24 protein-coding genes and 4 tRNA genes are annotated in these 26220 nt (G+C 40.9%); 2 read left to right on the plus strand and 26 right to left on the minus strand.

Annotated elements, in window-relative coordinates:
* Positions 1-99: 99 nt before the first annotated feature.
* The 16 genes from ACIQXR_RS06395 to ACIQXR_RS06470 all read right to left on the minus strand — a co-directional run bounded on the left by ACIQXR_RS06395 (position 100) and on the right by ACIQXR_RS06470 (position 13093).
* Positions 100-1521, minus strand: coding sequence for a peptidoglycan DD-metalloendopeptidase family protein (locus ACIQXR_RS06395; protein ID WP_402869973.1), 1422 nt, complete (start codon positions 1519-1521; stop codon positions 100-102).
* Positions 1522-1942: 421 nt separating this feature from the next.
* Positions 1943-2015, minus strand: a tRNA-Phe gene (locus ACIQXR_RS06400).
* Positions 2016-2060: 45 nt separating this feature from the next.
* Positions 2061-2136: transfer RNA gene (locus tag ACIQXR_RS06405), tRNA-Asp, on the minus strand.
* 26 nt (positions 2137-2162) lie between these two features.
* Positions 2163-2234: transfer RNA gene (locus ACIQXR_RS06410), tRNA-Glu, on the minus strand.
* An 8-nt stretch (positions 2235-2242) separates the two neighbouring features.
* Positions 2243-2318, minus strand: a tRNA-Lys gene (locus ACIQXR_RS06415).
* Between the two features lie 231 nt (positions 2319-2549).
* Positions 2550-3842, minus strand: a complete 1293-nt coding sequence (locus tag ACIQXR_RS06420; protein ID WP_402869971.1) for an adenylosuccinate synthase — start codon at positions 3840-3842, stop codon at positions 2550-2552.
* Between the two features lie 335 nt (positions 3843-4177).
* The gene (dnaB, locus tag ACIQXR_RS06425) at positions 4178-5542 is read right to left on the minus strand and encodes a replicative DNA helicase (RefSeq protein ID WP_402869969.1); all 1365 of its coding nucleotides are present in this window, start codon (positions 5540-5542) and stop codon (positions 4178-4180) included.
* Between the two features lie 156 nt (positions 5543-5698).
* The gene (gene rplI, locus ACIQXR_RS06430; RefSeq protein WP_402869967.1) at positions 5699-6148 is read right to left on the minus strand and encodes a 50S ribosomal protein L9; all 450 of its coding nucleotides are present in this window, start codon (positions 6146-6148) and stop codon (positions 5699-5701) included.
* Positions 6145-8115, minus strand: coding sequence for a DHH family phosphoesterase (locus ACIQXR_RS06435; RefSeq protein ID WP_402869965.1), 1971 nt, complete (start codon positions 8113-8115; stop codon positions 6145-6147). Before ACIQXR_RS06435 ends, rplI begins: the two co-directional genes overlap by 4 nt.
* Positions 8116-8148: 33 nt before the next feature.
* Positions 8149-9090, minus strand: coding sequence for a YybS family protein (locus ACIQXR_RS06440; RefSeq protein ID WP_402869963.1), 942 nt, complete (start codon positions 9088-9090; stop codon positions 8149-8151).
* 335 nt (positions 9091-9425) lie between these two features.
* Positions 9426-9665, minus strand: coding sequence for a 30S ribosomal protein S18 (gene rpsR, locus ACIQXR_RS06445; RefSeq protein WP_053348323.1), 240 nt, complete (start codon positions 9663-9665; stop codon positions 9426-9428).
* Between the two features lie 45 nt (positions 9666-9710).
* Positions 9711-10241: a single-stranded DNA-binding protein gene (gene ssb / locus ACIQXR_RS06450; RefSeq protein ID WP_402869961.1), complete on the minus strand. Its 531-nt coding sequence runs from the start codon at positions 10239-10241 to the stop codon at positions 9711-9713.
* Positions 10242-10309: 68 nt separating this feature from the next.
* On the minus strand, positions 10310-10594 hold the full coding sequence (rpsF, locus tag ACIQXR_RS06455; RefSeq protein WP_402869958.1) for a 30S ribosomal protein S6: 285 nt from the start codon (positions 10592-10594) through the stop codon (positions 10310-10312).
* 172 nt (positions 10595-10766) lie between these two features.
* A complete protein-coding gene (ychF, locus tag ACIQXR_RS06460; protein ID WP_402869955.1) occupies positions 10767-11867 on the minus strand; it encodes a redox-regulated ATPase YchF in 1101 nt (366 codons plus the stop codon).
* A 166-nt stretch (positions 11868-12033) separates the two neighbouring features.
* Positions 12034-12231, minus strand: coding sequence for a DUF951 domain-containing protein (locus ACIQXR_RS06465; protein ID WP_402869952.1), 198 nt, complete (start codon positions 12229-12231; stop codon positions 12034-12036).
* 22 nt (positions 12232-12253) lie between these two features.
* The gene (locus ACIQXR_RS06470; RefSeq protein ID WP_402869949.1) at positions 12254-13093 is read right to left on the minus strand and encodes a mechanosensitive ion channel family protein; all 840 of its coding nucleotides are present in this window, start codon (positions 13091-13093) and stop codon (positions 12254-12256) included.
* Positions 13094-13485: 392 nt separating this feature from the next.
* On the opposite strand from ACIQXR_RS06470, the gene yyaC reads away from it, so the two are divergent.
* On the plus strand, positions 13486-14118 hold the full coding sequence (gene yyaC, locus ACIQXR_RS06475; RefSeq protein ID WP_402869946.1) for a spore protease YyaC: 633 nt from the start codon (positions 13486-13488) through the stop codon (positions 14116-14118).
* A gap of 93 nt (positions 14119-14211) precedes the next feature.
* On the opposite strand, the gene ACIQXR_RS06480 is transcribed toward yyaC, so the two are convergent.
* From ACIQXR_RS06480 to rpmH, 10 genes are all read right to left on the minus strand, one after another.
* Positions 14212-15072: a ParB/RepB/Spo0J family partition protein gene (locus ACIQXR_RS06480; RefSeq protein WP_402869943.1), complete on the minus strand. Its 861-nt coding sequence runs from the start codon at positions 15070-15072 to the stop codon at positions 14212-14214.
* Positions 15065-15826 carry a ParA family protein gene (locus tag ACIQXR_RS06485; RefSeq protein WP_402871289.1) on the minus strand — a complete coding sequence of 254 codons (762 nt, stop codon included), beginning with the start codon at positions 15824-15826 and terminating at the stop codon, positions 15065-15067. The genes ACIQXR_RS06480 and ACIQXR_RS06485 overlap by 8 nt, the downstream gene beginning before the upstream one ends.
* Before the next feature lie 232 nt (positions 15827-16058).
* Complete coding sequence (gene noc, locus ACIQXR_RS06490) at positions 16059-16925, minus strand: nucleoid occlusion protein (RefSeq protein ID WP_402869940.1); 867 nt, start codon at positions 16923-16925, stop codon at positions 16059-16061.
* 351 nt (positions 16926-17276) lie between these two features.
* A complete protein-coding gene (gene rsmG, locus ACIQXR_RS06495) occupies positions 17277-17993 on the minus strand; it encodes a 16S rRNA (guanine(527)-N(7))-methyltransferase RsmG (RefSeq protein WP_402869937.1) in 717 nt (238 codons plus the stop codon).
* A 31-nt stretch (positions 17994-18024) separates the two neighbouring features.
* Positions 18025-19911, minus strand: coding sequence for a tRNA uridine-5-carboxymethylaminomethyl(34) synthesis enzyme MnmG (gene mnmG / locus ACIQXR_RS06500; RefSeq protein ID WP_402869934.1), 1887 nt, complete (start codon positions 19909-19911; stop codon positions 18025-18027).
* 21 nt (positions 19912-19932) lie between these two features.
* A complete protein-coding gene (mnmE, locus tag ACIQXR_RS06505) occupies positions 19933-21318 on the minus strand; it encodes a tRNA uridine-5-carboxymethylaminomethyl(34) synthesis GTPase MnmE (protein ID WP_402869932.1) in 1386 nt (461 codons plus the stop codon).
* A 375-nt stretch (positions 21319-21693) separates the two neighbouring features.
* Positions 21694-22314 carry an RNA-binding cell elongation regulator Jag/EloR gene (gene jag / locus ACIQXR_RS06510; protein ID WP_402869928.1) on the minus strand — a complete coding sequence of 207 codons (621 nt, stop codon included), beginning with the start codon at positions 22312-22314 and terminating at the stop codon, positions 21694-21696.
* Positions 22311-23099, minus strand: a complete 789-nt coding sequence (gene spoIIIJ, locus ACIQXR_RS06515) for a YidC family membrane integrase SpoIIIJ (protein ID WP_402869925.1) — start codon at positions 23097-23099, stop codon at positions 22311-22313. Before spoIIIJ ends, jag begins: the two co-directional genes overlap by 4 nt.
* Before the next feature lie 161 nt (positions 23100-23260).
* Positions 23261-23614 (minus strand): ribonuclease P protein component, encoded by a 354-nt coding sequence (gene rnpA / locus ACIQXR_RS06520; protein WP_402869922.1) that lies wholly within the window; start codon positions 23612-23614, stop codon positions 23261-23263.
* A gap of 81 nt (positions 23615-23695) precedes the next feature.
* Complete coding sequence (gene rpmH / locus ACIQXR_RS06525; RefSeq protein WP_402869919.1) at positions 23696-23830, minus strand: 50S ribosomal protein L34; 135 nt, start codon at positions 23828-23830, stop codon at positions 23696-23698.
* 963 nt (positions 23831-24793) lie between these two features.
* Here rpmH and dnaA point away from each other — a divergent pair.
* Entirely contained in the window at positions 24794-26143 is a 1350-nt protein-coding gene (dnaA, locus tag ACIQXR_RS06530) for a chromosomal replication initiator protein DnaA (RefSeq protein WP_402869917.1), read from the plus strand.
* Positions 26144-26220: the final 77 nt, after the last annotated feature.

The following is a 26220-nucleotide window of genomic DNA, read 5'->3' on the forward strand; positions in this document are numbered from 1 at the left end:
TTCTACTTTATCATTTTACAGGCATTAAATCATCTTTTACCTATTATTCTCATCTATGAAGATAGCAGAAGAAGTCTTCGAAAAATGTCTCGAAGACTTCTATTGGCTTATATAATCTAACGGGTTTGCGAGAACACCATTTTTATAGATTTCAAAATGAAGGTGAACGCCAGTGGAGTTGCCTGTCGAGCCCATTCTACCAATAGGCATTCCTTTTTCAATCTTCTGTCCTGCTTCGATGTCTATTGATTCTAAGTGAGCATAATCCGTCTTGTACCCATTGTTATGGTTGATGGTCACCTTATTACCATAACCCCCGGCGTTACCGGCAAACTCAACAGTGCCATGATCAGCCGCCGTAATAGTTCTGGTGGTTGGCCTAGCAATATCTATTCCCTTATGAAGCTTGCCCCAACGATGTCCTTGTTTGCTTGAAATATAGCCCCCATCAGCAGGCCATGCAAAGGTTCCGCTCCCTTCTGAAGGAATGATTTTCGTGCCTTTTCTAGTTATCTCATTTTGTGTTGCCGCGGTAATTTCCTTTTTCACGATCGTTTCACTTAAGAGCTCACCGTTTGTTTCAGTGAGTTTATACGTGAATGCCTGAACGCCTTCCTGTCCTTCTTGCTCAACGACAGATTCTTCCTTCAATAGGTTCTTATCCTTTATTACTTTTCTCTCGAAAGGAATTTCAGTTTCTTTCAATACTTCTCTTTCTACCAGCACATTCACAAAAGGAGCTACCTCCGTCACACGGACCTTTTGCCCTTTATGAAGCCTCTTGCCCTCTTCTAGTTCTGAATTAAGCTGTAAAAGCTGTCCTAGGGACATATCATACTGATCGGCAATTGCCTCAAGTTCTTCATCTCCAGTTGCCTCATAGATGACTTTTTCCTTCTTTCCTTTTTCTATCAAGGAAATGGCATCCTTCACAGTCATGAGCTTATCCGGTTCCATAATCGTTTCCTTCCAGGAGATCGGCTTTGAGTATTCAATGGACAGTATCCTGCTTCCTTGCTCTTTTAGAGCCATGGGCTGATTTAAAACTCCAGCTTCCTGACTCTCTTCATATTCGGCCAATTCACCCTCATCTATATATAATAGGTGAATCTCTTTTAAAACCTCCTGTGCATCCTCCTTGGAGGGAACGTAAGCAACTACTTGATTATCAATGGTGATTTCATAAGCCTCCGCTTTTACAGCAAACTCTTCCTCGAGTACCTTTAAGGTTTCTTCATCATCTATTTCTGCATTAAATACATTCTCTTGCACATATGTCATCTGTGCTTCCTTATCGAATGTGTATTCGGGATAATCCGCCTCTGCTTCGACTATTTTAGCTAGTACCATTTTTTCTATTTCGGATTCATCACTCACGCTGCCAATGAACTCGTCATCAACATATACATGCTGAATGGAGGAGATTTTTTGAATTTCCGCAGCCGTAGCACGATTCCCTGCAAGCAATAAGATGATGGAAACCATCAACAGGAAACTTCCTTTGCCTTTTGAGCTGAACATTTATTGTCCCCCTTAACGGCCCGTGGGCCCCTTAAGAAACTAATCAAAAAATTAAGATAAATTACCTTGTTTTCAAAATTCATATACACATGATTAATTTCTTTTTTTTCACTCATAACTTTACCATAATGAAAAAAAAATCAAGAAATAGACTTCGTATTGTAATATAAATGTATAAATAGTGACAACAAGTGCCAAATCGCTCTTTTTGCAAAAGAGCAGCGAAGGTATGGTTTCCACGAGGAAAGTAGGTCCTGGTTGGGGTGACGAGTCGATGGTTACTAAGGGTGGCATTAACATTGTTACAATCTGATAACAAACACTTAACAGAAGTGCCATCAAAGAGATTTCCTTTAAAGGGCTAAGACAGTTTACTTTTAAAGCAAACAAAAAAAGCGCCCTAGGGCACTTTACAAAAGAATGGCTCAGGACGGAATCGAACCGCCGACACAAGGATTTTCAGTCCTTTGCTCTACCGACTGAGCTACTGAGCCAAATATTCCATTTTTCATTATGAAAGAATCATGTAAAAAATAAAATGGCGGTCCCGACGGGAATCGAACCCGCGATCTCCTGCGTGACAGGCAGGCATGTTAACCGCTACACCACGGGACCATCAAACATATAATTAAGAAGAAAAGTGACCCATACGGGATTCGAACCCGTGTTACCGCCGTGAAAGGGCGGTGTCTTAACCGCTTGACCAATGGGCCGAAAAAAATGGTGAGCCATGAAGGATTCGAACCTTCGACCCTCTGATTAAAAGTCAGATGCTCTACCAACTGAGCTAATGGCTCGTACTAATGAATGTAATCCGTATGTCTTGCAATGTCGCTTAACGTTGTTCTACTGTGACGACGCTTTTTATATTATCATAGTATTTATGGTTTGTGCAATAGTATTTTAAAATAAATTTAAATTAATATATTTTTTTATATATCTACCATGACTCTACTCCAATTAAACAGGTCTTTTTTTACCAACTAAGTAAAAAAAGAAGCCGCACTTAGTCGACTTCTTTATACCTCTTATGCTAAACGCCAAGGGCTTCTTACGATGTTTGTTTGATTGCGGTCAGGACCGACGGAGAATGTAGTCAACGGAATGCCTACTAATTGAGATACGCGCTCCACATAGTGACGGGCGTTAGCAGGTAATTCATCCAATGATTTGCATCCTGTGATGTCTTCTGACCAACCTGGTAGCTCTTCATAAACGGGCTTACATTCTCCGATTGCTTTCAAAGTAGCCGGCACTTCATGAATGATTTCACCTTTATAATCATAAGCTACACAAATTTTCACCGTTTCAAGTCCTGAAAGCACGTCAATGGAATTTAACGATAAATCAGTGATTCCACTTACACGACGGGCATGGCGAACGACTACGGCATCAAACCAACCGACACGACGTGGTCTACCCGTAGTTGTTCCGTACTCACGTCCAACTTCACGGATTTGATTGCCAATTTCGTCTTGTAGTTCTGTCGGGAAAGGACCATCGCCAACACGGCTTGTATAAGCTTTACACACACCGACAACATGGTTGATTTTCGTTGGTCCAACACCTGAACCAATTGTTACTCCACCTGCGACTGGATTCGAGGAAGTAACGAAAGGATATGTTCCTTGATCGATATCAAGCATGACTCCTTGAGCCCCTTCAAACAAGACGCGTTTCCCTTCATCAAGTGCATCATTCAATACAACGGAAGTATCACAAACATACTTTTGCACTTGTTGTCCGTACTCATAATATTCTTCAAGAATATCCTCGATTTTAAAACCTTCCGTTTCGTAAAAACGTTCAAACATGCGGTTTTTCTCCACAAGATTTTGATTCAGTTTTTCCTCGAAAATTTCACGGTCCAAAAGATCTGCCATACGGATACCATTACGAGCGGCTTTATCCATGTAAGCAGGGCCGATTCCTTTTTTCGTCGTTCCAATTTTATTTGCACCCTTGCGATCTTCTTCCACTTCATCCAATTTAATATGGTAAGGAAGGATGACATGAGCACGGTTCGAGATGCGAAGATTATCCGTGCTTACACCATGACTATGTAAATAAGCAAGCTCTTCTACAAGCGCTTTCGGATCGACTACCATTCCGTTCCCGATGACACAAATCTTATCACTATAAAAAATTCCAGAAGGAATTAAATGCAGTTTATATGTTACTCCGTTAAATTTAATCGTATGTCCTGCATTATTACCACCTTGGTAACGAGCTATGGCTTCTGCATTCTGGGATAAAAAGTCCGTTATCTTACCTTTACCTTCGTCTCCCCATTGTGTACCAACTACTACAACTGATGACATCTGAAAAAAGCACCTCCAAAGGTTCACGTAATACCGATTCTTAACCGGTTCTTATCAAACAAACCTATTTTATCAATAATCCCAAAGGGAAGTCAACATAAAATACGAACATTACATAAATTAATAATAAATTTGTTCGTTATTAAGTGACTTTCATACTTTACTTATACACTTTTTCATCCCCAAATAAGGAATCCGTGCAACTTTAGCAAGGATTCACTTTCTCCCCTGGCGGTTCTCCTTATTCTTTGCCCAAACTCCTTTAAACTTTCACCTTATTGTAAAAAAAAAGCCCACCAGAGATAGTGGGCTTTGTTCCAAATATAGAAAGTCAATTAAGCTCCTGGAGACATCGAATCATCATCGAATCGCCGTTCGAGGTTCACGAATTTATTGTATTCTTTGACGAATGCCAGTGAAACCGTGCCAACTGGGCCATTCCTTTGTTTTGCAATGATAATCTCAATGATATTTTTATTCTCGGACTCTTTATCATAATAATCATCACGGTACAGGAATGCTACGATGTCGGCATCCTGCTCTATACTTCCTGATTCCCTAATATCCGACATCATCGGACGTTTATCCTGCCGTTGTTCCACTCCACGGGATAATTGGGAAAGGGCAATGACAGGCACTTGAAGTTCACGGGCCAGGGCCTTCAGTGAACGGGAAATTTCCGATACTTCCTGCTGTCGGTTATCGCCTGAACGACCATCTCCTTGAATCAATTGTAGGTAGTCGATCAATATCATCCCAAGACCATGTTCCTGCTTCAAACGACGGCTTTTAGAGCGGATTTCGCCAATACGGACTCCTGGGGTGTCATCTATATAGATACCGGCATTCGACAAACTTCCCATTGCCATTGTCAGCTTGCGCCAGTCTTCATCTGTTAAGGCACCAGTCCTTAAGTTTTGAGCATTGATATTTCCTTCGGCACAAAGCATACGCATGACGAGCTGTTCGGAACCCATCTCCAGACTGAAAATCGCGACGTTTTCATCCGTTTTGGTTGCGACATTTTGGGCAATGTTCAAAGCGAAAGCCGTTTTACCAACAGAAGGACGGGCTCCAACAATGATGAGGTCATTCCGTTGGAATCCCGCCGTCATTCTGTCCAGTTCAGCAAAACCCGTCGGGATTCCAGTTACATCACCTTTGCGGTTGGTCAGGATCTCGATGTTATCATAGGTTCGAACCAAAACGTCCTTAATATTTTGAAATGAACCGGCGTTTTTACGCTGTGCCACTTCCATGATCGTCTTTTCCGCTTCCCCTAGCAGCTCCTCGACTTCATCCTCACGGCTATAGCCTTCCTGGGCGATGTTCGTTGCTGTCCTGATCAAACGACGGAGCAATGACTTTTCTTCCACGATTCGGGCATAATATTCGATATTGGCTGCAGTAGGGACCGATCCAGCCAGTTCGCTTAAATAAGACACTCCGCCCACTTCTTCAAGATTCTTCGTGGCGGAAAGTTCTTCCGTTACCGTAATCAAGTCAACGGCTTTACCTTCGTCATTCAACTTGATCATGACGTTAAAGATTTTTTGATGCGAACTTCTATAAAAATCCTCTGGAATCAACAATTCCGAAGTAACGGTCAGCGAAGATGGCTCCAAGAAGATGGCCCCTAGCACCGCTTGTTCCGCTTCTATATTTTGAGGGGGAATTCTATCCTGAAATTGCTCTATCATATCTTAAAACCTCCCAATCTAAGAGGATATATTTTCATTAATTAATTCGTAGATTTAGTTGAAAAAGAAAAAAAGTGACAGGACAACATAGCCCAATCACATTTTTTTCGTCTCTCTCTATTCTATCAATTTTTTTCAGATATGAAACCACTAAAATTAGTTAATTTCTTTCACTTGCACAGTTAAAGTCGCTGTAACCTCTGGATGTAGCTTCACAGGAACCTTCGTATGCCCCAATGAGCGAATTCCTTCGGCAAGCTCCATTTTACGTTTATCGATTTTAATACCATGCTTTTTCTGAAGTTCTGAAGCTATTTGCTTCGTCGTGATAGAACCGAATAAACGTCCGCCTTCACCGGCTTTAGCGGATAATTCGACAGTCAATTTTTCAATTTCCACCTGCAAGTCTTTTGCATGCTGAAGTTCTTCGGCAGCCAGGGAATCTTCTTTGTTTTTCTGAGCTTCCAAAGTTTTTACATTGGAGTTATTCGCCTCGATTGCCAATCCTTGCTTGATCAGGAAGTTATGGGCATACCCATCCGCAACGTTTTTGACTTCCCCTTTTTTCCCTTTACCTTTAACGTCTTTTAAAAATATAACTTTCATTCTTTTCGTCCTCCTTCTAAATATTCATCAATTGCTGCTTTCAACTGGCTCTCCGCTTCTTCAATGGAGCAGACCATCTGTGTGGCGGCATTCGTTAAATGACCGCCGCCATTCAATGTTTCCATGATAACCTGTACGTTGACATCACCTAGGGAACGGGCACTTATGCCAACTGTATCCTCAGACCGTTTAGCCACAACGAAGGAAGCGGTAACACCATCCATCATCAGAAGCGTATCAGCGGCCTGGGCGATCAGGACCTGATTATGGGTCTGTTCGGATTTTGCGGAAGCAATCGCAAGACCCTTTTTATAAAACGCAACTTCTTTAATTAAATTGGATCGCTTGATATACGTGTCCACATCTTCCCTTAGGAATTTCTGTACCAGTACCGTGTCCGCTCCATGGGCCCGTAAATAAGAAGCTGCATCGAAGGTACGTGAACCGGTTCTTAAAGTGAAACTTTTCGTATCGACAATGATCCCAGCAAGTAGCGCCGTCGACTCCAGCATATCAATTTTACTGCGTTTTGGCTGATATTCAAGTAGCTCCGTCACCAGCTCAGCTGTCGAAGATGCATAGGGCTCCATATAGACAAGCAGGGAGTTTTTGATGAATTCCTCGCCACGACGATGGTGATCAATGACGACCACCTTATCAATCCGATTCAATAATCTTTCTTCTATCACCATTGTAGGCTTGTGGGTATCGACGACGACGAGTAGCGTCTCGTCCGTGACCATCTCGAGTGCATCGTCAGGGCTTATAAATCGTCCATATAAATCCTCTTTATTTTTGATTTCTTCCATCAAACGCAAGACGCTACTGTCTAGCTCGTTTGTATTGATTACTATATACCCTTCACGTTCATTCATCTGTGCCACTTTCAAAATGCCTATAGCAGAACCTATGGCATCCATATCGGGATTTTTATGGCCCATGACAATGACTTTATCGCTATCTAGGACGATATCCTTTAAGGCATGAGAAATGACGCGTGCACGCACCCTCGTACGCTTTTCCATAGGGTTGGTTTTACCGCCATAGAATTTCACTTTCCCGCTTGCCTGTTTAATCGCTACTTGGTCCCCACCGCGGCCCAGGGCCAGATCGAGGCTAGATTGAGCAAGCGTCCCCAGCTCTGGAAGGGAGGAAACAGCAGATCCCACTCCAATGCTAAGCGTCAAAGGGACATTCTGTTTAGCGGTCGTTTCCCTGATTTCATCCAGGATTGAAAATTTATCATTTTCCAGCTGCTGCAGGATATGTTCATTAAAGACCGCAATAAACCGTTCAGAAGAAACCCTCTTGAAAAATACCCCATTATCCCTTGCCCACTTATCCAGCAACGAGGTAACCAAGCTATTTATACTACTTTTACGTTGGTCTTCCATTCCCTGCGTCAAATCATCGTAATTATCCAGCAGAATAATCGCAATGGCCGTTCTCTCTTCTTCATATTGTTTTTCGATTTCCACTTGCTCCGTTACATCGAAAAAGTAAAGAAGGCGTTCCTCGCGTTTATGGACCACTTTGAATTTCCGGTCATAAAGCGTAATGGTCTCTGTTTCAATCTCCTGCTTAATGAGCGGGACAAGTGAATCCGCCATATCATAAAGAGACCTTCCTGCCAGTGAGTCTTCACTAAAGCATGAGGCGAGGAATGGATTGGTCCACTCAATATAAAAATCATCATTAAAGAGCATGATCCCGATCGGCATTTCCAATAAGGCTTCCTCTCCCACCTTTTTTAACCGGTAGGATAACGTCGTGATGTACTCTTCGGTCTTAATTTGTTTTCTTTTTTCCATTTTCAATATTAAATAAAACAAACCGGCTTGAACCAACAATCCAATTAGTGCAATAACCCAATTATAGTAAGCCAGTACGCCCAAAAATATCAATCCTGCAACGAGCAACCCGTATAGCAGGGCCTTAACCGAATAATCCTTTAAATAAGATGGCATATTTTCAGCTCCTAAAAGCATCTGTTTAACAGACTATTCCTTTTTCTTGATCGTCTCCCGAAAAGGGAATCCTAAATCTATTATACCTAAAAAACGGATGAGGATTGCGAATATCGGCAGCAACAATGAGGCAACCACTATCAAAACGGGTATAGCCTTAGCCCAGCCCTTGACATCGCTGAAATAAAATATGAGTGAGTAGCCTTGAATCATGATGAAAAATTGAAGAATGAAAAATAGGTTCGTTATGGCCATATATACAAAATCTTTGTTGTCCATATTCACAAAAAGAGCCAAAAGCATTGTAATTAAATAATACCATAAAAGGCTTTTTGGAAGGCGAAGATCTTGGAAACGAGGCCAATTCAGGGATTTATCAATGAACCTTTTAAGTATGGGGTGGGCCGCTAAGAATATCAATAATACCATGATGATAGATGTAATCACGAGCAAGCTCGGAATCAGCGTAGTCAAGGTACTTATCGAGTCGTGCATGCCTTGGATTATCTTTTCAGTTGGGGCCTGACCAAATGATTCCATGATTTTCGCAGAAGAATCAATGGATTCCTCCATTACCGTCATGGTTTCTTCTATGTAATTCACTCCAAATAACACTACTGTGGCAGCATAGGTCACTAATATCCCACCTAGGAACGTAAGGACAGCACTGATGAACATAGGGGTCATCGGTTTATCCCTTTTCAGGAAGGAACCAATCACAATGCCCGTCGCCCCCATTAGCAAGGTCATTGGCAAGGATAAGACGCTACCGATTAAAATGGTTAATAACGATCCAACAAACAAGAATCCAACTGACCACGAAAGCTTTTGCTTACTGGTCACCAGAATGAAAGGAATCGGCAAAAAGAAAAAAGTTATAAATCCCAACAAAGGAATATATATTGTAATGAGTAATAATATACAATATAACGCTAAAAGAGCACCGCCCTCAGCGATTTTTCTACCACTATTCAACCGAATCCCCCCTATCATAAAATCATGAAGTATCTTTCTCTACATATTGTATCCGTTAAGCCCAGGATATTTCAAACTTCCCATTCTTTTTTCCAGATAAATCAGCTTTAAAAATAGGAGTTCTCTTCATTGTTAGTTAAATTTTTTTTGCAAAACAGGCCGATCACGAATTTTAAATACAATAACTAGCTAAAATGAAGCAAATCACGTAGAAACTGTAGAACGAAGATGAAGGAAGTTGGGGCTCGCATCGTTTTTTCAAATGAAAAAGGACCATTTGGGCAAATATACAAAAAAGCACATCAAGGATTTCTCCTCAATGCGCTCCGTTGTTATTATTCACCTGATACGTATGGAAGTAATGCCATAGTACGTGAGCGTTTAATAGCAATCGTTAATTTACGTTGATATTTAGCGCTAGTGCCAGTCACACGACGTGGTAAGATTTTACCGCGTTCTGAGACGAATTTTTTAAGAAGGTCTGTATCTTTGTAATCAATTTTAGTGATACCGTTTGATGTGAAATAACAAACCTTTTTACGCTTACCGCGTCCTTTACGTCCACCCATTGCCATAATAATTTCCCTCCCTGCTTTAGGATTTTCATTTTAAACAGCTGTTTAAAACGGAAGATCGTCATCTGAAATGTCGATGGTTTTACCGTCATTTGCAAATGGATCATCGTCTACACGAGTGTAGTTGTTGTTACTCCGTTGATTCTGATTAGGATTTTGTCCATACGAATTTTGATCATTGCCGCCATTATTGTTGTTATAGCTTTTTTGACCGCCACCGTAAGAACCGCCATCATTTCTTTCACCCGCTGAACTGCTTCGTGGTTCAAGGAACTGAACACTCTCAGCCAGAATCTCCGTCACATACACGCGTTTGCCGTCTTGTCCTTCATAATTACGCGTTTGGACACGTCCATCCACGCCAGCTAAACTACCTTTTTTCAAGAAGTTAGCCACATTTTCTGCCGGTTTACGCCAAACTACACAATTAATGAAGTCCGCTTCACGTTCACCTTGTGCATTCGTAAAAGTACGATTCACTGCTAAAGTAAAGGTAGCCACTGCAACTCCATTAGGTGTATATCGTAATTCAGGATCTTTAGTTAAGCGTCCTACCAAAACTACGCGATTCATCATCAGAATCAACCCCTAGTTTTCAACCTTGCTTACAAGAAGCTAGATTAGAATTTATATTAAATATTGAATTAAACGTCTTCTCTAGTAGCCATATGACGGATAATGTCTTCACTGATTTTAGCAAGACGATCGAATTCTTGGATCGCAGCACTTTCAGCGTTAACTTTAAGAAGCATGTAGTAACCATCACGGAAATCATTGATTTCGTATGCAAGACGGCGTTTACCCCATTCTTTTGCTTCTACTTCCGCACCATTATCAGTAAGGATTGTGTTGAAACGTTCAACTAAAGCTTTTTTAGCTTCTTCCTCAATGTTTGGACGGATGATATACATAATTTCGTATTTTCTCATCACTGTCACCTCCTTTTGGTCTAAGCGGCCCATTTGGGCAAGGAGCAATTTTTTATAATTACTCACAAGAATAAATTATAGCATAGTTAAACTAGGTTTGCAACGAATGTCGAATGTATCTTCCTATAGTATAAAGAGACTCCGCAGAATGAATCTGCGGAGTCCTTTTATATTATACGTTAAAGCGGAAGTGGACAACGTCTCCGTCGTTCACTATATATTCTTTACCTTCTAGTCGTACTTTTCCTGCTTCTTTTGCTGCACTATGGCTACCTGCTTCTAGCAAATCATCATAAGCGACGACTTCGGCACGAATGAAGCCACGTTCGAAGTCTGTATGGATGACACCCGCACATTGAGGAGCCTTCATACCTTTACGGAACGTCCAGGCACGCACTTCCTGCACTCCAGCCGTAAAGTAAGTGGCCAGCCCTAATAGATTGTATGAAGCACGGATCAATTTATCAAGACCTGACTCTTCGATGCCTAGCTCAGATAAGAACATTTCCTTTTCTTCACCTTCAAGCTCGGCTATTTCCTCTTCGATTTTGGCGCAAATTACGATAACTTCTGCATTTTCCGTCGCGGCGTATTCCCGGACTTGTTGCACGAACTCATTATCAGTCGCATTTGCCACTTCATCCTCACTTACATTTGCCACGTAAAGCATTGGTTTCGCTGTTAGGAGGTGCATGCCTTTCACGATTTTCAACTGTTCCTCAGTGAATTCGACTGAGCGGGCAGGCTTTTCAGCTTCTAAAGCTTCTTTCAATGCAACAAGAATCTCATGTTCGGCCACGGCACCCTTATCTTTTTGTTTAGCCATCTTTCCAACACGATCGATGCGCTTGTCCACAGATTCAAGGTCAGCAAGAATCAATTCAAGATTGATGACTTCGATATCATCAATCGGATTTACTTTTCCTGAAACGTGAGTGATGTTATCATCAGCGAAGCAACGAACAACCTGACAAATCGCATCTACTTGGCGGATATGGGATAGGAATTTATTGCCTAGACCTTCCCCTTTACTCGCTCCCTTTACAATCCCAGCAATATCTGTAAACTCAAATGCTGTTGGCACGGTTTTTTTCGGTTGGACCAGTTCAGTCAATTTTTGCAGACGATAATCGGGTACTTCTACAATTCCGACGTTTGGGTCGATTGTACAGAAAGGGTAATTCGCCGATTCAGCACCTGCCTGAGTAATTGCATTAAACAAAGTGGATTTACCTACGTTAGGCAAACCGACTATACCAGCTGTTAAAGCCATTTATATTTCACTCCTTCAAGATAATTCGTTCATAGTGTTACTAGATAAATCATTACTAAAGATACATCCAATACCTAAACCTTTCCCAATTATAGATTTCACTTCCTGAAAAGACAAGTAAATCATTGAGAGACAGAAATGCCATCTATACATGGAAAAAGCATGATCACTCCTCATGCTTTAGTAAAACTTTTTTCATTTTCTTGGAAAACTCACGCCGGGGCAACATTACGCTGTGTCCACAACCTTCACATTTAATCCGGATATCCATGCCCAATCGGATGATTTTCCACTTATTGATTCCACATGGGTGTGGCTTTTTCATTTCGACAACATCATTCAATGCAAATTCTTTTTCTTCCATAAACATGTGGCCCCCCCAGCTTTTATGACTCACTGCCTTTGTAAGTAGATTGGATTCCACTTTCTTCAAGGGCAGTACTGATTTCTTTCCTCAATATCCTACTCATTTCAGAATGGCGCATTGGCTTTGTTTCAGCCGTCACACGCAATACGATTTCTTCTGGAGTAATTGTCTCGATTCCCAGTAACTCAGGGTTTCTGACTAAATCATCATATTTTTTCGCTAAACCACCTAAGTGTCGGATTAATACCTTTTCAGCAAGTTCAACGGATCCGTCATGAGGGATCGTCACATCCACCACAGCCTTACTGTTCAATATGGAGTAGTTTGTTACTTGCGTGATGCTCCCATTCGGTATGAGATGCAATTCCCCTTTACTACTCTTAATCTTGGTAGTGCGTAGCCCAATTTCAAGGACTTCACCCTCAAAAGTATTGATTTTAATATAATCACCGACAGAGAAATGATCCTCGAAAATGACGAAGAATCCTGTAATAATATCCTTGACCAAACTTTGGGCTCCAAACCCTACTGCGAGTCCAATAATTCCAGCCCCAGCAAGTAAAGCCTTCACATCGAGTCCGCAAATTTCAAGGATCATAATCAAGGATATGAAATTCACAACATATGTAATGACGTTCTCGAGTAACTTAATGAGCGTCGTTTCTCTCCGCTCCGAGACACGGAGGGGGGTTCTGGTTCGGACCAGAAAAAATTTATTTAGCACCGTCTTTCCTATTCTTATAATAATACGCGATAAGAGGAGAACAAGGAAGATTTTAATAATCCCCTCACCTAACATCAGCCATACTTTTTCATCCAAAATTTCTTCTGTAATTTTACTATATGTAGCGTTTTCCATGCTTTCCTCCTACTCTATCTTTTGCAAATTACTAAAGGGCCCACCGTTTTTCCTGTTGAACTTATTCTCTCTACCCTACGGCCGAGGATGTAATCCAGTATAGGAGAAGTTTTGTTTGTAATATCATTAAATTAAAGGTTTCTGTATAAAAATAACATGGGTATATAGTAAAGAAATTAGAAATTTTTTTCCATTTCAAAACATGATCTTTTTACTATAAATCGCTATGCAACTAGCAACGAGGTAGAGGAAAGGACAGAATCACATTTGCCCTTCAGCCAATTAGCTGTTCTTAATAATTAATTCCCCCCTCAATTTAACCTATATCCCGTATATTTTTTCCTTTTCAACCGTATACTGTTAACACAAAACAAAGTAAAGGAGTGGAGCCGATGAATCTTAATTCTAATCTATTTAATAACAAAACTAGATTAAGTCGTATCCTGCATGAAGATGCGGACGCAACCAATCAAATTTCCCAGGAATTACTCAATCTCTTGCCTTCAGGAAAGCTTCAGCCTATCGTTTTTGTCTGCATTGGCACAGATCGTTCTACTGGTGATTCCCTCGGTCCACTTGTCGGTACCCTACTTCAAGAAAAATCCGAACTAGGTGCTTCTTCATTCCATGTGTATGGGACACTCGATAACCCTATACATGCGATGAACCTGCAGGAAAAGTTAGATGAAATCAAAAAAGTCCATGTGAATGCATTTATCGTTGGCATAGATGCCTGCTTAGGTAAACTAAAGAGCGTGGGGATTGTCCAACTCGGTAAAGGACCAGTGAAACCTGGTGCGGGTGTCAATAAAGACCTACCAGCCGTTGGGCATGCCCATATTACAGGCATCGTGAATGTCAGTGGGTTCATGGAATTCATGGTCCTACAGAACACACGGCTTAACCTGGTTTTAAAAATGGCCAAAACTATAGCCGAGGGCATTCATGAAGCACAACGACATTATCCTGCCAAGCCATCCATCACCCCATTTACCTGGTCATTCAAAAAGGAAAAAACACTTTAATAATGATACTTATAAAAAATAAAGGAAGGGACATCCCTTCCTTTATTTTTTATGCATACATAGTGGGACAAGAAACATTAGAGTCCATGGTTCCTATGAGGAGATGTTTTCTTGGTCGATTAAGTCTAGTATTCTATCTAAATCTTCTTTTGAAAAGAATTCTATTTCTATCTTCCCTTTTTTCTTGCTTTGTTTTATGGTCACGCTGGTCCCAAGTTTCTCCCGTAGTATGGACTCTCTTTGTTTGATGAATATATCTTTTTTTGGTTGTTTGGCATTCTTCGTTTCACGTGAAACAGTATCATTCAACTGATGGATATAATTCTCCAGCTGCCGAACGTTCATCGTTTCTTTGAGGATTTTATCTATGACAGACTTAAGCAGCTCTTTTTTCTTTAATCCTAGCAATGCACGCCCATGCCCCATGGAGATCGTGCCCTCTGATATATAGTTCCTGATCTCTTCAGGCAAAGAGAGCAAGCGGACATAGTTAGCTATGTGAGGCCGGCTTTTTCCGAGACGGTGTGCTAATTGCTCTTGAGTGAAATTTAACTTTTCGAGCAACGTTTGATAAGCTGCCGCTTCCTCAATCGGATTCAAATCTTCCCTCTGTAGGTTTTCCAATATCGCCAGTTCCATCATCTGCTGTTCATTTAACTCCCTGACAACGACAGGAACCGTTTTTAAACCGGCTTCCTTAGCCGCACGGCATCGTCTTTCTCCAGCTACAATTTCAAATCCTCTAATACTTTTCCGGGCAATAATCGGTTGAAGGATCCCATGCTCCAAAATTGACTGCTTAAGTTCTTCAATCGCTTCGGGGCGGAAGTTTTTTCGCGGCTGATGGGGATTGGGCCTTAATTCCCTCAATTTTATTTCCTGAACAGTTTCATCCTTGCTGACTTCCACATTAGGAAAGAGTGCGTCGAGTCCCTTTCCAAGTCCTTTAGCCATTTGAGACCACTTCCTTTGCCAATTGTAGATAGACCTCCGCACCGCGTGATTTCGGATCGTAAATGATAATCGGTTCCCCATGACTCGGTGCTTCACTCAGACGAACATTTCGGGGAATGATAGTTTGATATACCTTATCCTGAAAGTATTTTTTCACTTCCTCAATCACTTGAAGACCTAGATTCGTTCTGGCGTCCAACATCGTCAGCAAAACACCTTCGATCTTTAAATCATGATTTAAATGCTTCTGCACGAGACGGACCGTATTCAACAGCTGGCTCAATCCCTCCAATGCGTAATATTCACATTGTACGGGAATCAAAACGGCATCGGCTGCCGTCAAGGCATTCAGTGTGAGCAAGCCCAGTGAAGGTGGACAATCGATGACGATATAATCGAACTGACTTTGCACCTCTTCTAATGCACGCTTCAATCGAATTTCCCTGGAGATGGTAGGTACCAACTCAATTTCCGCACCCGCTAATTGGATTGTGGCAGGTATGGCATATAAGTTTTCAACCTTTGTTTCCAAGATTACGGTACTGGCTTCGACATCATCTACCAATACATCATAAATACACTGTTCCACATCTGCTTTATCAATACCAGTGCCGCTAGTCGCATTACCCTGAGGGTCTATATCGACCAACAAGACTTTCTTTCCTATATATGCAAGGCAAGCACTGAGGCTGACCGAAGTTGTCGTTTTTCCAACACCGCCCTTTTGATTGGCAATGGCAAGAATCTTCCCCACGAATTCACCTGCTTTCAACAATCTCATCTATCTTAAACGTACTATATTTCTTCTATTTTATCATGAATAATGATGAAGGAACTCGAATTCTTAAATTCGACGAAAAATTCGGTATTCTTTTAAATTAGTCAAAAAATGCAGTTCTTGGAGATGAATATTTCGTTTTTTTCACTGCGAATCACAAGAAAAAAGCTTGGTAATCGATGACTACCAAGCGGGGGATGATACCAGATTAAGACTTTTTCTTTGGAATTTTTATCGTAAACTGATAATATTCCTCGAATTCCTCTTCTTCTGCATCCAGGTTTATGCCATTATCCGTTACCATGGTCAGCGATTGGCGAATCGTGTTAACCGCAATCCTCATGTCCCTACTAAATGCCTTGCGTTTCGGCTTTGGCTTTGAATGATCCTTTGTACCAGTAAGAAGCTTGACAACCAGCTCTTCCGTCTGCTTGACGTTTAAACCTCTTTCAATGACTTCTTGAAGCAGCTTGACTTGATTTTCCGGGTTTTTCAACGGAATCAGCGAACGGGCATGACGTTCCGTAATCTGTTTTTGAAGCAGTGCTTCTTGGACTTCCTGTGGCAATTTTAACAACCGAAGTTTATTGGCAACCGTCGATTGGCCAATTCCCAATCTTTGAGCGAGTGCTTCCTGCGTTAAATTATGGAGCTCAATTAATTTCCCATATGCTAATGCTTCTTCAATCGGTGTCAATTCTTCACGCTGAAGGTTCTCTATCAACGCTACTGAAGCCGTTTCTGTATCCGTGAAATCTTTAATTATGGCTGGTGCCAACTCCCAACCAAGCTTTTGCATAGCACGAAAACGACGCTCACCTGCAATGATTTCATACTTTCCTTGACCATATGCCCTAACTACAATCGGTTGAATGATACCATGTGTATGAATCGTCTGAGCTAGTTCCGAGATTTTATCGTCGTTAAATACAGTCCTTGGTTGAAATCGATTTGGCACAATATCAGAAATGGAAATTTTCCTTATTTCTTCATTATTATTGCTTGGTGCCTCCATCTCAAGTTGCTGTTCTTCTTTTTCGCCAAACCTTAAGAAACGCGAAAAAGGATGCTTCATCTTCCTACACCACCTTTTAAAACTCCCAAATAACATATTCTCTATGGAAAGAACAAGTCCTCCATACATTTCCCGACATGAAAATACATATCGACCATTGCTGTATAACCATGTCGACTGGCGTCACCAATGCATTTCCATAGCCTAAATGTCTTGCTATTATTAATAGTAGACGCCTGTCTAAGATTATTTCCCCGCCGATTTAAGAGTCCCAAACTTTTTCCCACCAAACTGGTTCACTGGGACAGCTTACATTAAATAAAATGGAAATTATATTATTTATAGTAAAGGAAAGGATCGTAAAGTGCTAGTCGTGTATGAATCGTGATAAACAGACTATTCACGTACCGGTCATTCTATAGGTTGTTTATTCGGTGTACCTGGTTTTCTTGGATATTTTTTTGGAGTCTTCTTCACTTTTTTCACCGTAATGATATTTCGCTCACTATTCTCTTCTGGCAATATGAACGGGTGTATTTCCTCAATTTTCCCACCTAATGTGAAGATTGCCTTTTTTCCTGTATCCATCTCATCATGGGCACTGGCCGCTTTCATCGCAATGAATGTCCCATCCGTTTTAACAAGGGGTAAACATAGCTCGCTCAAAACAGACATTCTTGCCACCGCTCTTGCCATAACAACATCATAGGTTTCACGATGTTCCGGTTTCTGAGCAAATGTTTCGGCACGGTCATGATAAAACGATACGCCTGACAATTGTAAAGAGTCAGCAAGATGGTTTAAAAAAGAGATGCGCTTATTCAAAGAATCAACGATTGATACATGAATATCCGGGAAACAGATCTTCAAAGGGATACTCGGGAAACCAGCTCCGGCACCCACATCGCAAATACGATGAGGCTTGTTGAAATCGAAGTAAAAAGCTGCGCTGATCGAATCATAAAAATGCTTTAAATAGACTTCTTCTTTATCGGTTATGGCCGTTAGGTTCATCTTTTCGTTCCATTCCACCAATAAATGATAGTACATATCAAATTGCTCAAGCTGGCGTGGAGAAAGTTCAATGCCTTTCTCCTGCAGCGCTTGTTGGAATTGCTCAATATTCATGATTACTTCAATCCTTTTCGGGTATTTCCGTTTACTTAGAAATTCTAGCGATCTTTCCTTGTTCTAAATAAACTAGCAAAATAGAGACATCAGCAGGGTTCACACCTGAAATCCGTGAAGCTTGGGCAACGGATAGAGGGTGTACCTGTTTTAATTTTTGGCGAGCTTCCGTAGCCAATCCATTGATTGCATCGTAATCGATGTTTTCTGGGATTTTTTTATTCTCCATTTTCTTGAGGCGGTCAACCTGCTGTAAGGATTTTTCAATATATCCTTCATACTTGACCTGGATTTCGACTTGTTCCTTCACTTCATCACTTAGGTCGACATCACTTGGAGCAAGCTTTTGAATGTGGGAATAATCCATTTCTGTCCGCTTCAATAAATCCGAAGCGCGAATCCCATCTTTTAGTTCGCTCCCACCACTTGCGATGATAATCTCCTGCACCTCTTGAGTAGGTTTAATGAAGGTGGATTTCAACCGTTCTCGTTCTGTCTCCACGGCCTCTCTCTTTATAAGGAAACGATTATATCGCTCTTCTTTGATCATTCCAATTTTAAAACCGATTTCGGTCAGGCGTAAGTCTGCATTATCATGACGTAACAGTAAGCGGTATTCTGCACGAGAAGTCAGCAGGCGATAAGGCTCATTCGTACCTTTTGTCACAAGATCATCGATTAAAACGCCAATATATGCATCTGACCGGCTTAGAATCAGTTCTTCTTTTCCCAATGCTTTCAAGCCCGCGTTAATACCAGCCATTAATCCTTGGCCCGCCGCTTCTTCATAACCTGATGTCCCATTGATTTGACCTGCTGTATACAGGTTTTTCACTTTTTTCGTTTCCAATGTTGGCCAAAGTTGTGTCGGCACGATCGCATCATATTCAATCGCATATCCTGCACGCATCATCTCAGCCTTTTCAAGACCTGGTATGGTCTGAAGGATCCTAATTTGGACATCCTCGGGAAGGCTCGTAGACAATCCTTGTACATATACTTCTTTGGTATTGCGTCCTTCCGGTTCCAAGAATATCTGATGGCGTGGCTTGTCATTAAAGCGTACAACTTTGTCTTCTATCGATGGACAGTAACGAGGGCCAGTCCCTTTAATCATCCCAGAATACATTGGGGAACGGTGTAGATTCGCATCAATGAGCTGGTGGGTTCCTTCATTTGTATACGTTAACCAACATGGCAATTGGTCGGTGATGTATTTTGTCGTTTCAAAGGAAAAAGCACGTGGAACTTCATCACCCGGCTGTATTTCCGTTTTACTGTAATCAATAGAAGAACTATTGACGCGCGGAGGCGTTCCCGTTTTGAACCGAACCAAATCAAAGCCCAACTCTTCCAAATGCTCGGAAAGCCTGATGGATGGTTGCTGATTATTAGGACCACTTGAATATTTTAGTTCCCCTAAAATGATTTCGCCCCGTAAATAGGTCCCAGTCGTAATAACGACAGTTTTCGCACGGTAAATGGCACCCGTTTTTGTGATGACACCTTTACAAACGCCATCTTCAACAATCAATTCCTCAACCATTCCTTGAATTAACGTTAAATTCGGCTCATCTTCTATCGTCTTTTTCATTTCTTGCTGATAAAGAAACTTATCTGCTTGTGCACGTAAAGCACGAACGGCCGGACCTTTCGCTGTATTTAACATTCTCATCTGAATGTGCGTTTTATCGATATTTTTACCCATTTCGCCGCCTAAGGCATCAATTTCCCGGACCACAATCCCTTTTGCCGGTCCTCCAACAGAAGGGTTGCATGGCATAAAGGCAACCATATCTAAGTTGATGGTGATCATCAATGTTTTGGCACCGACTCTAGCAGATGCAAGACCCGCTTCACTACCTGCATGGCCTGCCCCAACTACGATGGCATCATAGTTTCCTGCTTCATATTGCATATCATTTTCCTCCCTCTACTCTTACTTTCCTAGACAAAATTGTGAAAACAATTGATTGATTAAATTATCCTGGACACTTTCACCAATAACTTCCCCAAGTAATTCCCATGCCTTTGTGAAATCGATCTGAACTAAGTCAATCGGCGTTCCCATCTCGATTGCTTCCATGGAATCCTCGATCGATTGCAAGGCCTGTCCGAGCAGCGCAATATGACGGGCGTTGGAAACATAGGTAATGTCCCCCGCTTCCAAAGAGCCCTCAAAGAATAAAGAAGCAATCGCTTCTTCCAATTCATCGACACCTTCATCTTCCAGTAAAGATGTAGTGACTATTTTGTGTGCGGCTGCCTTTTCCTTAACCTGCTCCATATTGATTTTCTGTGGCAGGTCCGTTTTATTGATAATGACGATGACATCCATTCCTTCGACTGCTTGGAACAGCTTTTCATCTTCCGGCGTAAAGTCATCGGAGTAATTTAAAACGAGTAAAATCAGGTCCGCATCTTTTAATACCGCCCGGGAGCGTTCCACACCAATCCGCTCAACGATATCTTCCGTTTCACGAATACCAGCTGTGTCGACAAGTTTTAGCGGCACCCCACGCACATTGACATACTCCTCAATAACGTCTCGAGTTGTCCCTGGGACATCGGTAACGATTGCCTTATTTTCATGCACTAAGCTGTTTAGCAAAGACGATTTTCCGACATTCGGACGCCCGATGATAACCGTCGCCAAGCCATCCCGCAAAATTTTTCCTTGCTGGGCCGTCCTGAGAAGTTTTTCAATCTCTGCCTTGACATAACTGCCCTTTTCCAAAAACAATCGATGTGTCATTTCTTCAACATCATCATATTCTGGGTAATCTATATTCACCTCGACCTGTGCGAGAGTCTGTAATATTTCGTGTCGCAGCTTTTGAATTAATTTCGAAAGCCGCCCTTCCATTTGACCCAACGCAACATTCATCGCTTTATCCGTTTTAGCTCGGATTAAATCCATGACAGCTTCTGCTTGAGAGAGATCGATTCTCCCATTCAAAAAAGCTCGTTTCGTGAATTCACCAGGCTCTGCCAAGCGTGCCCCCTGTGAGAGGATAAGCTGTAAAACCCGATTAACCGAAACGATTCCACCATGACAATTTATTTCAACAACATCTTCTCTCGTAAACGTTTTAGGACCTTTCATGACAGAAACCATAACCTCTTCTATGACTTCTCCAGTTTTAGGTACAACCAAGTGCCCGTAATGAATGGTATGTGAATCCACTTTCCGTAAACTTTTACCGCTTGGTCCTTTAAATATTCTATCGGCTATTTCTATGGCCTCATCACCGCTGATTCTTACGATGGCAATTGCCCCTTCCCCTAAAGGAGTTGAAATGGCGGTGATTGTATCGAATTCCATGCTTTCACCTCTTGTATATTAATGTTTCTCTAATTTATTTGATAAACAAAAATCTTGAATCCCTAAATTACAACAATAACACAGTATAATCATGAAAAAAAGTAGATACTCCTTCCTTTCAAGAGTTATCCACATGCCTTAAACCTTATATTTCTGTACCCTTCATTTTAACTTATCCACATGTGAATAACAAATAAAGCCTGACTTTCTTTCCATGTCCCTTTTTTAAGAGTCAGCCTTAGAAATTGAAGGGGAGGAATGAAAGGATAATATGTGATCAGGATTTAGTTAAAGGAGCATTTGATAATGTCGACATTCCTTTCGGTTCGCCTCTATATAAAGCAAAAAAAAACCTCCGCTTAATTAGCAGAAGGTTTATTTAACCGGAGTGATGACCAAATGGCGATATGGTTCTGTACCATTGGAAGTCGTCTTGATTTTCGGATAATGAAGCAGAGCCTTATGTATTACCTTCCGTTCATATGACGGCATCGGCTCCAATGCAACAATTTTACCAGTTTTCAGGGATTTATTGGCCATTCTTTCAGCTAATTGGATTAAAGTATCCGTTCGACGGTTGCGATAATCCTCTGCATCTACAATCACATTCAAAAACTGCTTCGAATAGCGATTGGCTACCAATTGTGTTAAATACTGAAGGGAATTTAACGTTTGACCCCGTTTACCAATTAATAAAGCAATTTTTTCACCTGACAAATGGAACGTTACGTTCTTCCCCTGGCGTTGAACCCTGATTTCCGACTTAACTCCCATTTTTTGAGTGATATCCTGCAGGAACTTTAGGGATTCTTCAACGGGATCAGCAGGCAATGTCACGTGGACGATTGCTTGCCTGGCCCCAAACAAACCCAAAAATCCTTTTTTTCCTTCATCCTCAATTTCAATTTCCACGCGATCTCTTGTGCTGTTAAGTTGAGCTAAAGCTGAATTGACTGCTTCTTCGACAGATTGTCCTGTAGCAGTTATCTTTTTCACTTTTTCTTTGCTCCCTCCGCGTTTTCCGCAGCTGCTTTTCTAAGATCTGGACCTTTGATGAAATATGTTTGAACGATGCCGAAAAGGTTACCCACTACCCAGTAAAGTGAAAGAGCAGCTGGAAAATTAATTGCAAAAATAACAATCATGACTGGCATGATGTAAAGCATCATTGTCATTTGTGCCGCCATTTGCGGATTTGAGTTCATTCCCGCCATTGACAACTTTTGCTGAATGAAAGTTGTAATACCCGCTATGATCGGCAAGATATAATAAGGATCCGGAGAACCTAAATCGAACCAGAGAAAACTATGCAGGGAAATCTCATGCGTACGGCTGATTGCATGATAAAAACCAATCAAAATTGGCATTTGAACCACTATCGGTAAACATCCTGCCAATGGATTCACATTATATTTTGAAAATAACGCCATTGTTTCTTTTTGTAGTTTTTGTTGTGTGGCAGCGTCTTTTGAGCTGTATTTTGCTTGAAGTTCTTTCATTTCTGGTTGAATGGCTTGCATTGCTTTTGAACTTTTCACCTGTTTAATCATAAGTGGAAGTAATATCAAGCGTATGATTAAGGTAACCGCAATGATTCCCAAACCGTAGCTTCCGCCAAATAATTCAGAAATATAAATAATGAGGGATGATAACGGATAGACAATATATGAATTCCAGAACCCTTCACTATCTGCCGTTATCGGTTCTTTGATCTCCGTACATCCTGATAGCAACATCATTATCGAAGCTAATCCAATGATGAGTAATATTCGTTTCTTCAACCGTTTTTTCCTCCTAACTTCAATCAATCTTTTTGAATAAATGTAACCCGTTCACAAGTGAACTACAAGGAAAAGTCACCCACTTATCAACTTTTAACGATGAAATTCTATTTTTTCAAAGCATAATTAATAACTATGTCGAAAAAGGAGTTTTTAAGGGTTTATTTTATTTTTTTGAAATTTAGCGATTTAGAACGCTTCAGGACATGGATCAAACTGCTTTTCACTTGAGAAAAGTCCATTTCTGCCGCTGGTTTTCTAGCAATCACAATATAGTCTTTTCCCTCTTCTATATCCTCTTTCAATTCTAAAAATGCTTGCCGTATGTATCTTTTGATTTGATTCCGAACAACGGCATTCCCAATCTTCTTACTGACAGAGAGGCCTATGCGGAAAAATTCCTGCTCGGGCTTTTGAAGGACATAGATAACGAATTGTCGATTGGCAGAGGATTCTCCCTTTTTAAAAACGAGTTGGAATTCGTCCTCTTTCTTTATCCTTAACTTTTTTTTCATCTTTACACCTTCATTAGAATGAATTGAGTCTCAGTAAATCCTTTATTTAGCGAAAAAAAACCACTGAGACTTTTCAGTGGTCTATGCAGATAGTACTTTTCTTCCTTTACGGCGACGTGCAGCGATTACGTTACGTCCGTTTTTCGTGCTCATACGTGCACGGAAACCGTGAACTTTACTATGTTTGCGATTATTCGGTTGATAAGTTCTTTTCATTATATGACACCTCCCTGAGGAATAACAGTTAAAGACAGTCCTTACAATTATATAGATGTTGCTTTCTACTTGTCAACTACATCTAGAAAAATATTTACTTTTTGCTTAATGTCCAGTGGGTTTTTTACTACCTAGCCTATTGTAAATGATTTTGCCTATAACTGATATAGAAATTTTTGGTCAGAGGGTACATTTCATGAATTTTAACCTAATTGATCCCTCTTCATACTACTTTACCATGCATATAACGAATCGACAAAAACATTTGTGAACTTCCGCTTTCGTTTTATAGAGGAACTAGGGACACCTGAATGGCATAAATGCAGTGATGGGGAATCAGTATACAACCTGTTTTAAATCCATCCATCAATAAAATAATTTAGAGGAATTCGACGCCATCACTCCATCTGTGGATAAAATTCGACATGTTTTTTTCTATCCACAGCCCATTTCGTATAGTTTTACACAAAAAAGAAGCCTGTGGAAAAGTTTTTCCCACAGGCCCTTTGAGTTGTGGATAAAGTTCACTAAGCCATTGCAAGACGTCCAAATTTCTGATATTATATTTGTGTTTTCACTCTGAATAACTTTATCAACAGATAACGGTTATCCACAGACTGTGCATAACTTGTGGATAGTTTATTCGACCTGTGAATATTAATCTGTCCACAAACAGTGGATATTGTCGAAAAACCTATTATCTTCTTATTATATATTTCAAGACATGCCTGTTGATGAATAAACATACGGACCTGCATCTTATTACAAGATGTTATTTATACAAAGGTTGTACAATGCGCGATATCGTTCCAGGGACCTCACCTTTTAGTGACATCCAACATCCCTTATACAGCTCACCGAACTTTTGCTGTCCAAATTTTTTTAAGACAGCGATCGATGAGTTTATTTGTGCCTAGACCTTTTAATACTTATAGAAAAATATTTTGCAAAGGAGGGATAAGTTTGGATAACATCGATAGCCTCTGGAATCAGGCACTCGGAAAAATTGAGAAAAAGATCAGTAAACCAAGCTTTGAAACTTGGCTTAAATCAACTAAAGCTTATTTACTTCAAGGTGACATCTTAACAGTCACCGCTCCCAATGAATTTGCTAGGGATTGGCTTGAGGAACGTTATTCTCACCTTATTTCTGATGTTTTATTCGAACTGACCGGCGAAGAATTGGAAGCGAAGTTCATTATTCCGCCCAATCAGGAAGATGATGACTTTTCCGCTCCCGTTCAGCCTAAAAAGATAAAAAAACAGGATAAGGAAAACAATCCATTTCCACAGCATATGCTTAACTCGAAAAATACCTTCGATACGTTTGTCATTGGCTCCGGCAATCGTTTTGCCCATGCTGCGTCTCTCGCTGTCGCAGAAGCACCCGCCAAAGCCTATAACCCGTTGTTTATATATGGAGGAGTAGGGCTTGGTAAGACTCATTTAATGCATGCCATTGGTCATTACGTACTTGAGCATAATCCAAAGGCAAAAGTCGTTTATCTATCCTCTGAAAAATTCACGAATGAATTCATCAATTCGATCCGGGATAATAAGGCCGGGGAATTTCGTGATAGATATCGTACGGTAGATGTTTTATTAATTGATGATATTCAATTCCTAGCAGGAAAAGAACAAACTCAAGAAGAGTTTTTCCATACATTCAATGCCTTGCATGAAGAAAGTAAACAGATCGTCATCTCGAGTGATCGTCCACCCAAAGAGATTCCAACACTTGAAGATCGTCTCCGTTCCCGCTTTGAATGGGGCTTGATTACGGATATTACGCCACCTGACTTAGAAACGAGGATTGCCATTTTACGTAAAAAGGCCAAGGCGGAAGGACTCGATATTCCGAATGAAGTAATGCTTTATATAGCCAACCAAATCGATTCGAACATCAGGGAGCTTGAAGGTGCACTTATTCGTGTTGTCGCCTATTCTTCGCTGATCAATAAAGATATTAATGCTGATTTAGCTGCTGAGGCTTTGAAAGACATCATTCCAAGCTCAAAACCTAAAATAATCACGATCTTGGAAATTCAAAAAACGGTCGGTGAGCATTACAGCGTAAAACTTGAGGACTTCAAAGCGAAAAAGAGGACTAAATCCGTAGCTTTTCCAAGACAGATTGCTATGTACCTCTCCCGGGAAATGACCGACTTTTCGCTCCCTAAAATAGGCGATGAATTCGGAGGGCGAGACCATACGACCGTCATCCATGCCCATGAAAAAATCTCGAAACTTATGCAAACGGATACCCAGCTGCAACGTCAGGTCAAGGAAATCCAGGATCAATTGAAGGTATAATAGATTCTGGATAATGTGTATAACTGATGACTACTTACACACAGTCTGTCCACATGTGGATAGACTGTTTTATCTTA

It is taken from the genome of Peribacillus sp. NPDC097224, assembly GCF_044761985.1.
Lineage (GTDB): Bacteria > Bacillota > Bacilli > Bacillales > DSM-1321 > Peribacillus.

Excerpts from the sequence above, each read along its gene's own strand:
- ACIQXR_RS06395 (WP_402869973.1), bottom strand. The coding sequence starts at position 1,521 with ATGTTCAGCTCAAAAGGCAAAGGAAGTTTCCTGTTGATGGTTTCCATC.
- ACIQXR_RS06420 (WP_402869971.1), bottom strand. The coding sequence starts at position 3,842 with ATGTCATCAGTTGTAGTAGTTGGTACACAATGGGGAGACGAAGGTAAA.
- dnaB (WP_402869969.1), bottom strand. The coding sequence starts at position 5,542 with ATGATAGAGCAATTTCAGGATAGAATTCCCCCTCAAAATATAGAAGCG.
- rplI (WP_402869967.1), bottom strand. The coding sequence starts at position 6,148 with ATGAAAGTTATATTTTTAAAAGACGTTAAAGGTAAAGGGAAAAAAGGG.
- ACIQXR_RS06435 (WP_402869965.1), bottom strand. The coding sequence starts at position 8,115 with ATGCCATCTTATTTAAAGGATTATTCGGTTAAGGCCCTGCTATACGGG.
- rpsR (WP_053348323.1), bottom strand. The coding sequence starts at position 9,665 with ATGGCAATGGGTGGACGTAAAGGACGCGGTAAGCGTAAAAAGGTTTGT.
- ssb (WP_402869961.1), bottom strand. The coding sequence starts at position 10,241 with ATGATGAATCGCGTAGTTTTGGTAGGACGCTTAACTAAAGATCCTGAA.
- rpsF (WP_402869958.1), bottom strand. The coding sequence starts at position 10,594 with ATGAGAAAATACGAAATTATGTATATCATCCGTCCAAACATTGAGGAA.
- ychF (WP_402869955.1), bottom strand. The coding sequence starts at position 11,867 with ATGGCTTTAACAGCTGGTATAGTCGGTTTGCCTAACGTAGGTAAATCC.
- ACIQXR_RS06465 (WP_402869952.1), bottom strand. The coding sequence starts at position 12,231 with ATGGAAGAAAAAGAATTTGCATTGAATGATGTTGTCGAAATGAAAAAG.
- ACIQXR_RS06470 (WP_402869949.1), bottom strand. The coding sequence starts at position 13,093 with ATGGAAAACGCTACATATAGTAAAATTACAGAAGAAATTTTGGATGAA.
- yyaC (WP_402869946.1), top strand. The coding sequence starts at position 13,486 with ATGAATCTTAATTCTAATCTATTTAATAACAAAACTAGATTAAGTCGT.
- ACIQXR_RS06480 (WP_402869943.1), bottom strand. The coding sequence starts at position 15,072 with ATGGCTAAAGGACTTGGAAAGGGACTCGACGCACTCTTTCCTAATGTG.
- noc (WP_402869940.1), bottom strand. The coding sequence starts at position 16,925 with ATGAAGCATCCTTTTTCGCGTTTCTTAAGGTTTGGCGAAAAAGAAGAA.
- rsmG (WP_402869937.1), bottom strand. The coding sequence starts at position 17,993 with ATGAATATTGAGCAATTCCAACAAGCGCTGCAGGAGAAAGGCATTGAA.
- mnmG (WP_402869934.1), bottom strand. The coding sequence starts at position 19,911 with ATGCAATATGAAGCAGGAAACTATGATGCCATCGTAGTTGGGGCAGGC.
- mnmE (WP_402869932.1), bottom strand. The coding sequence starts at position 21,318 with ATGGAATTCGATACAATCACCGCCATTTCAACTCCTTTAGGGGAAGGG.
- rnpA (WP_402869922.1), bottom strand. The coding sequence starts at position 23,614 with ATGAAAAAAAAGTTAAGGATAAAGAAAGAGGACGAATTCCAACTCGTT.
- rpmH (WP_402869919.1), bottom strand. The coding sequence starts at position 23,830 with ATGAAAAGAACTTATCAACCGAATAATCGCAAACATAGTAAAGTTCAC.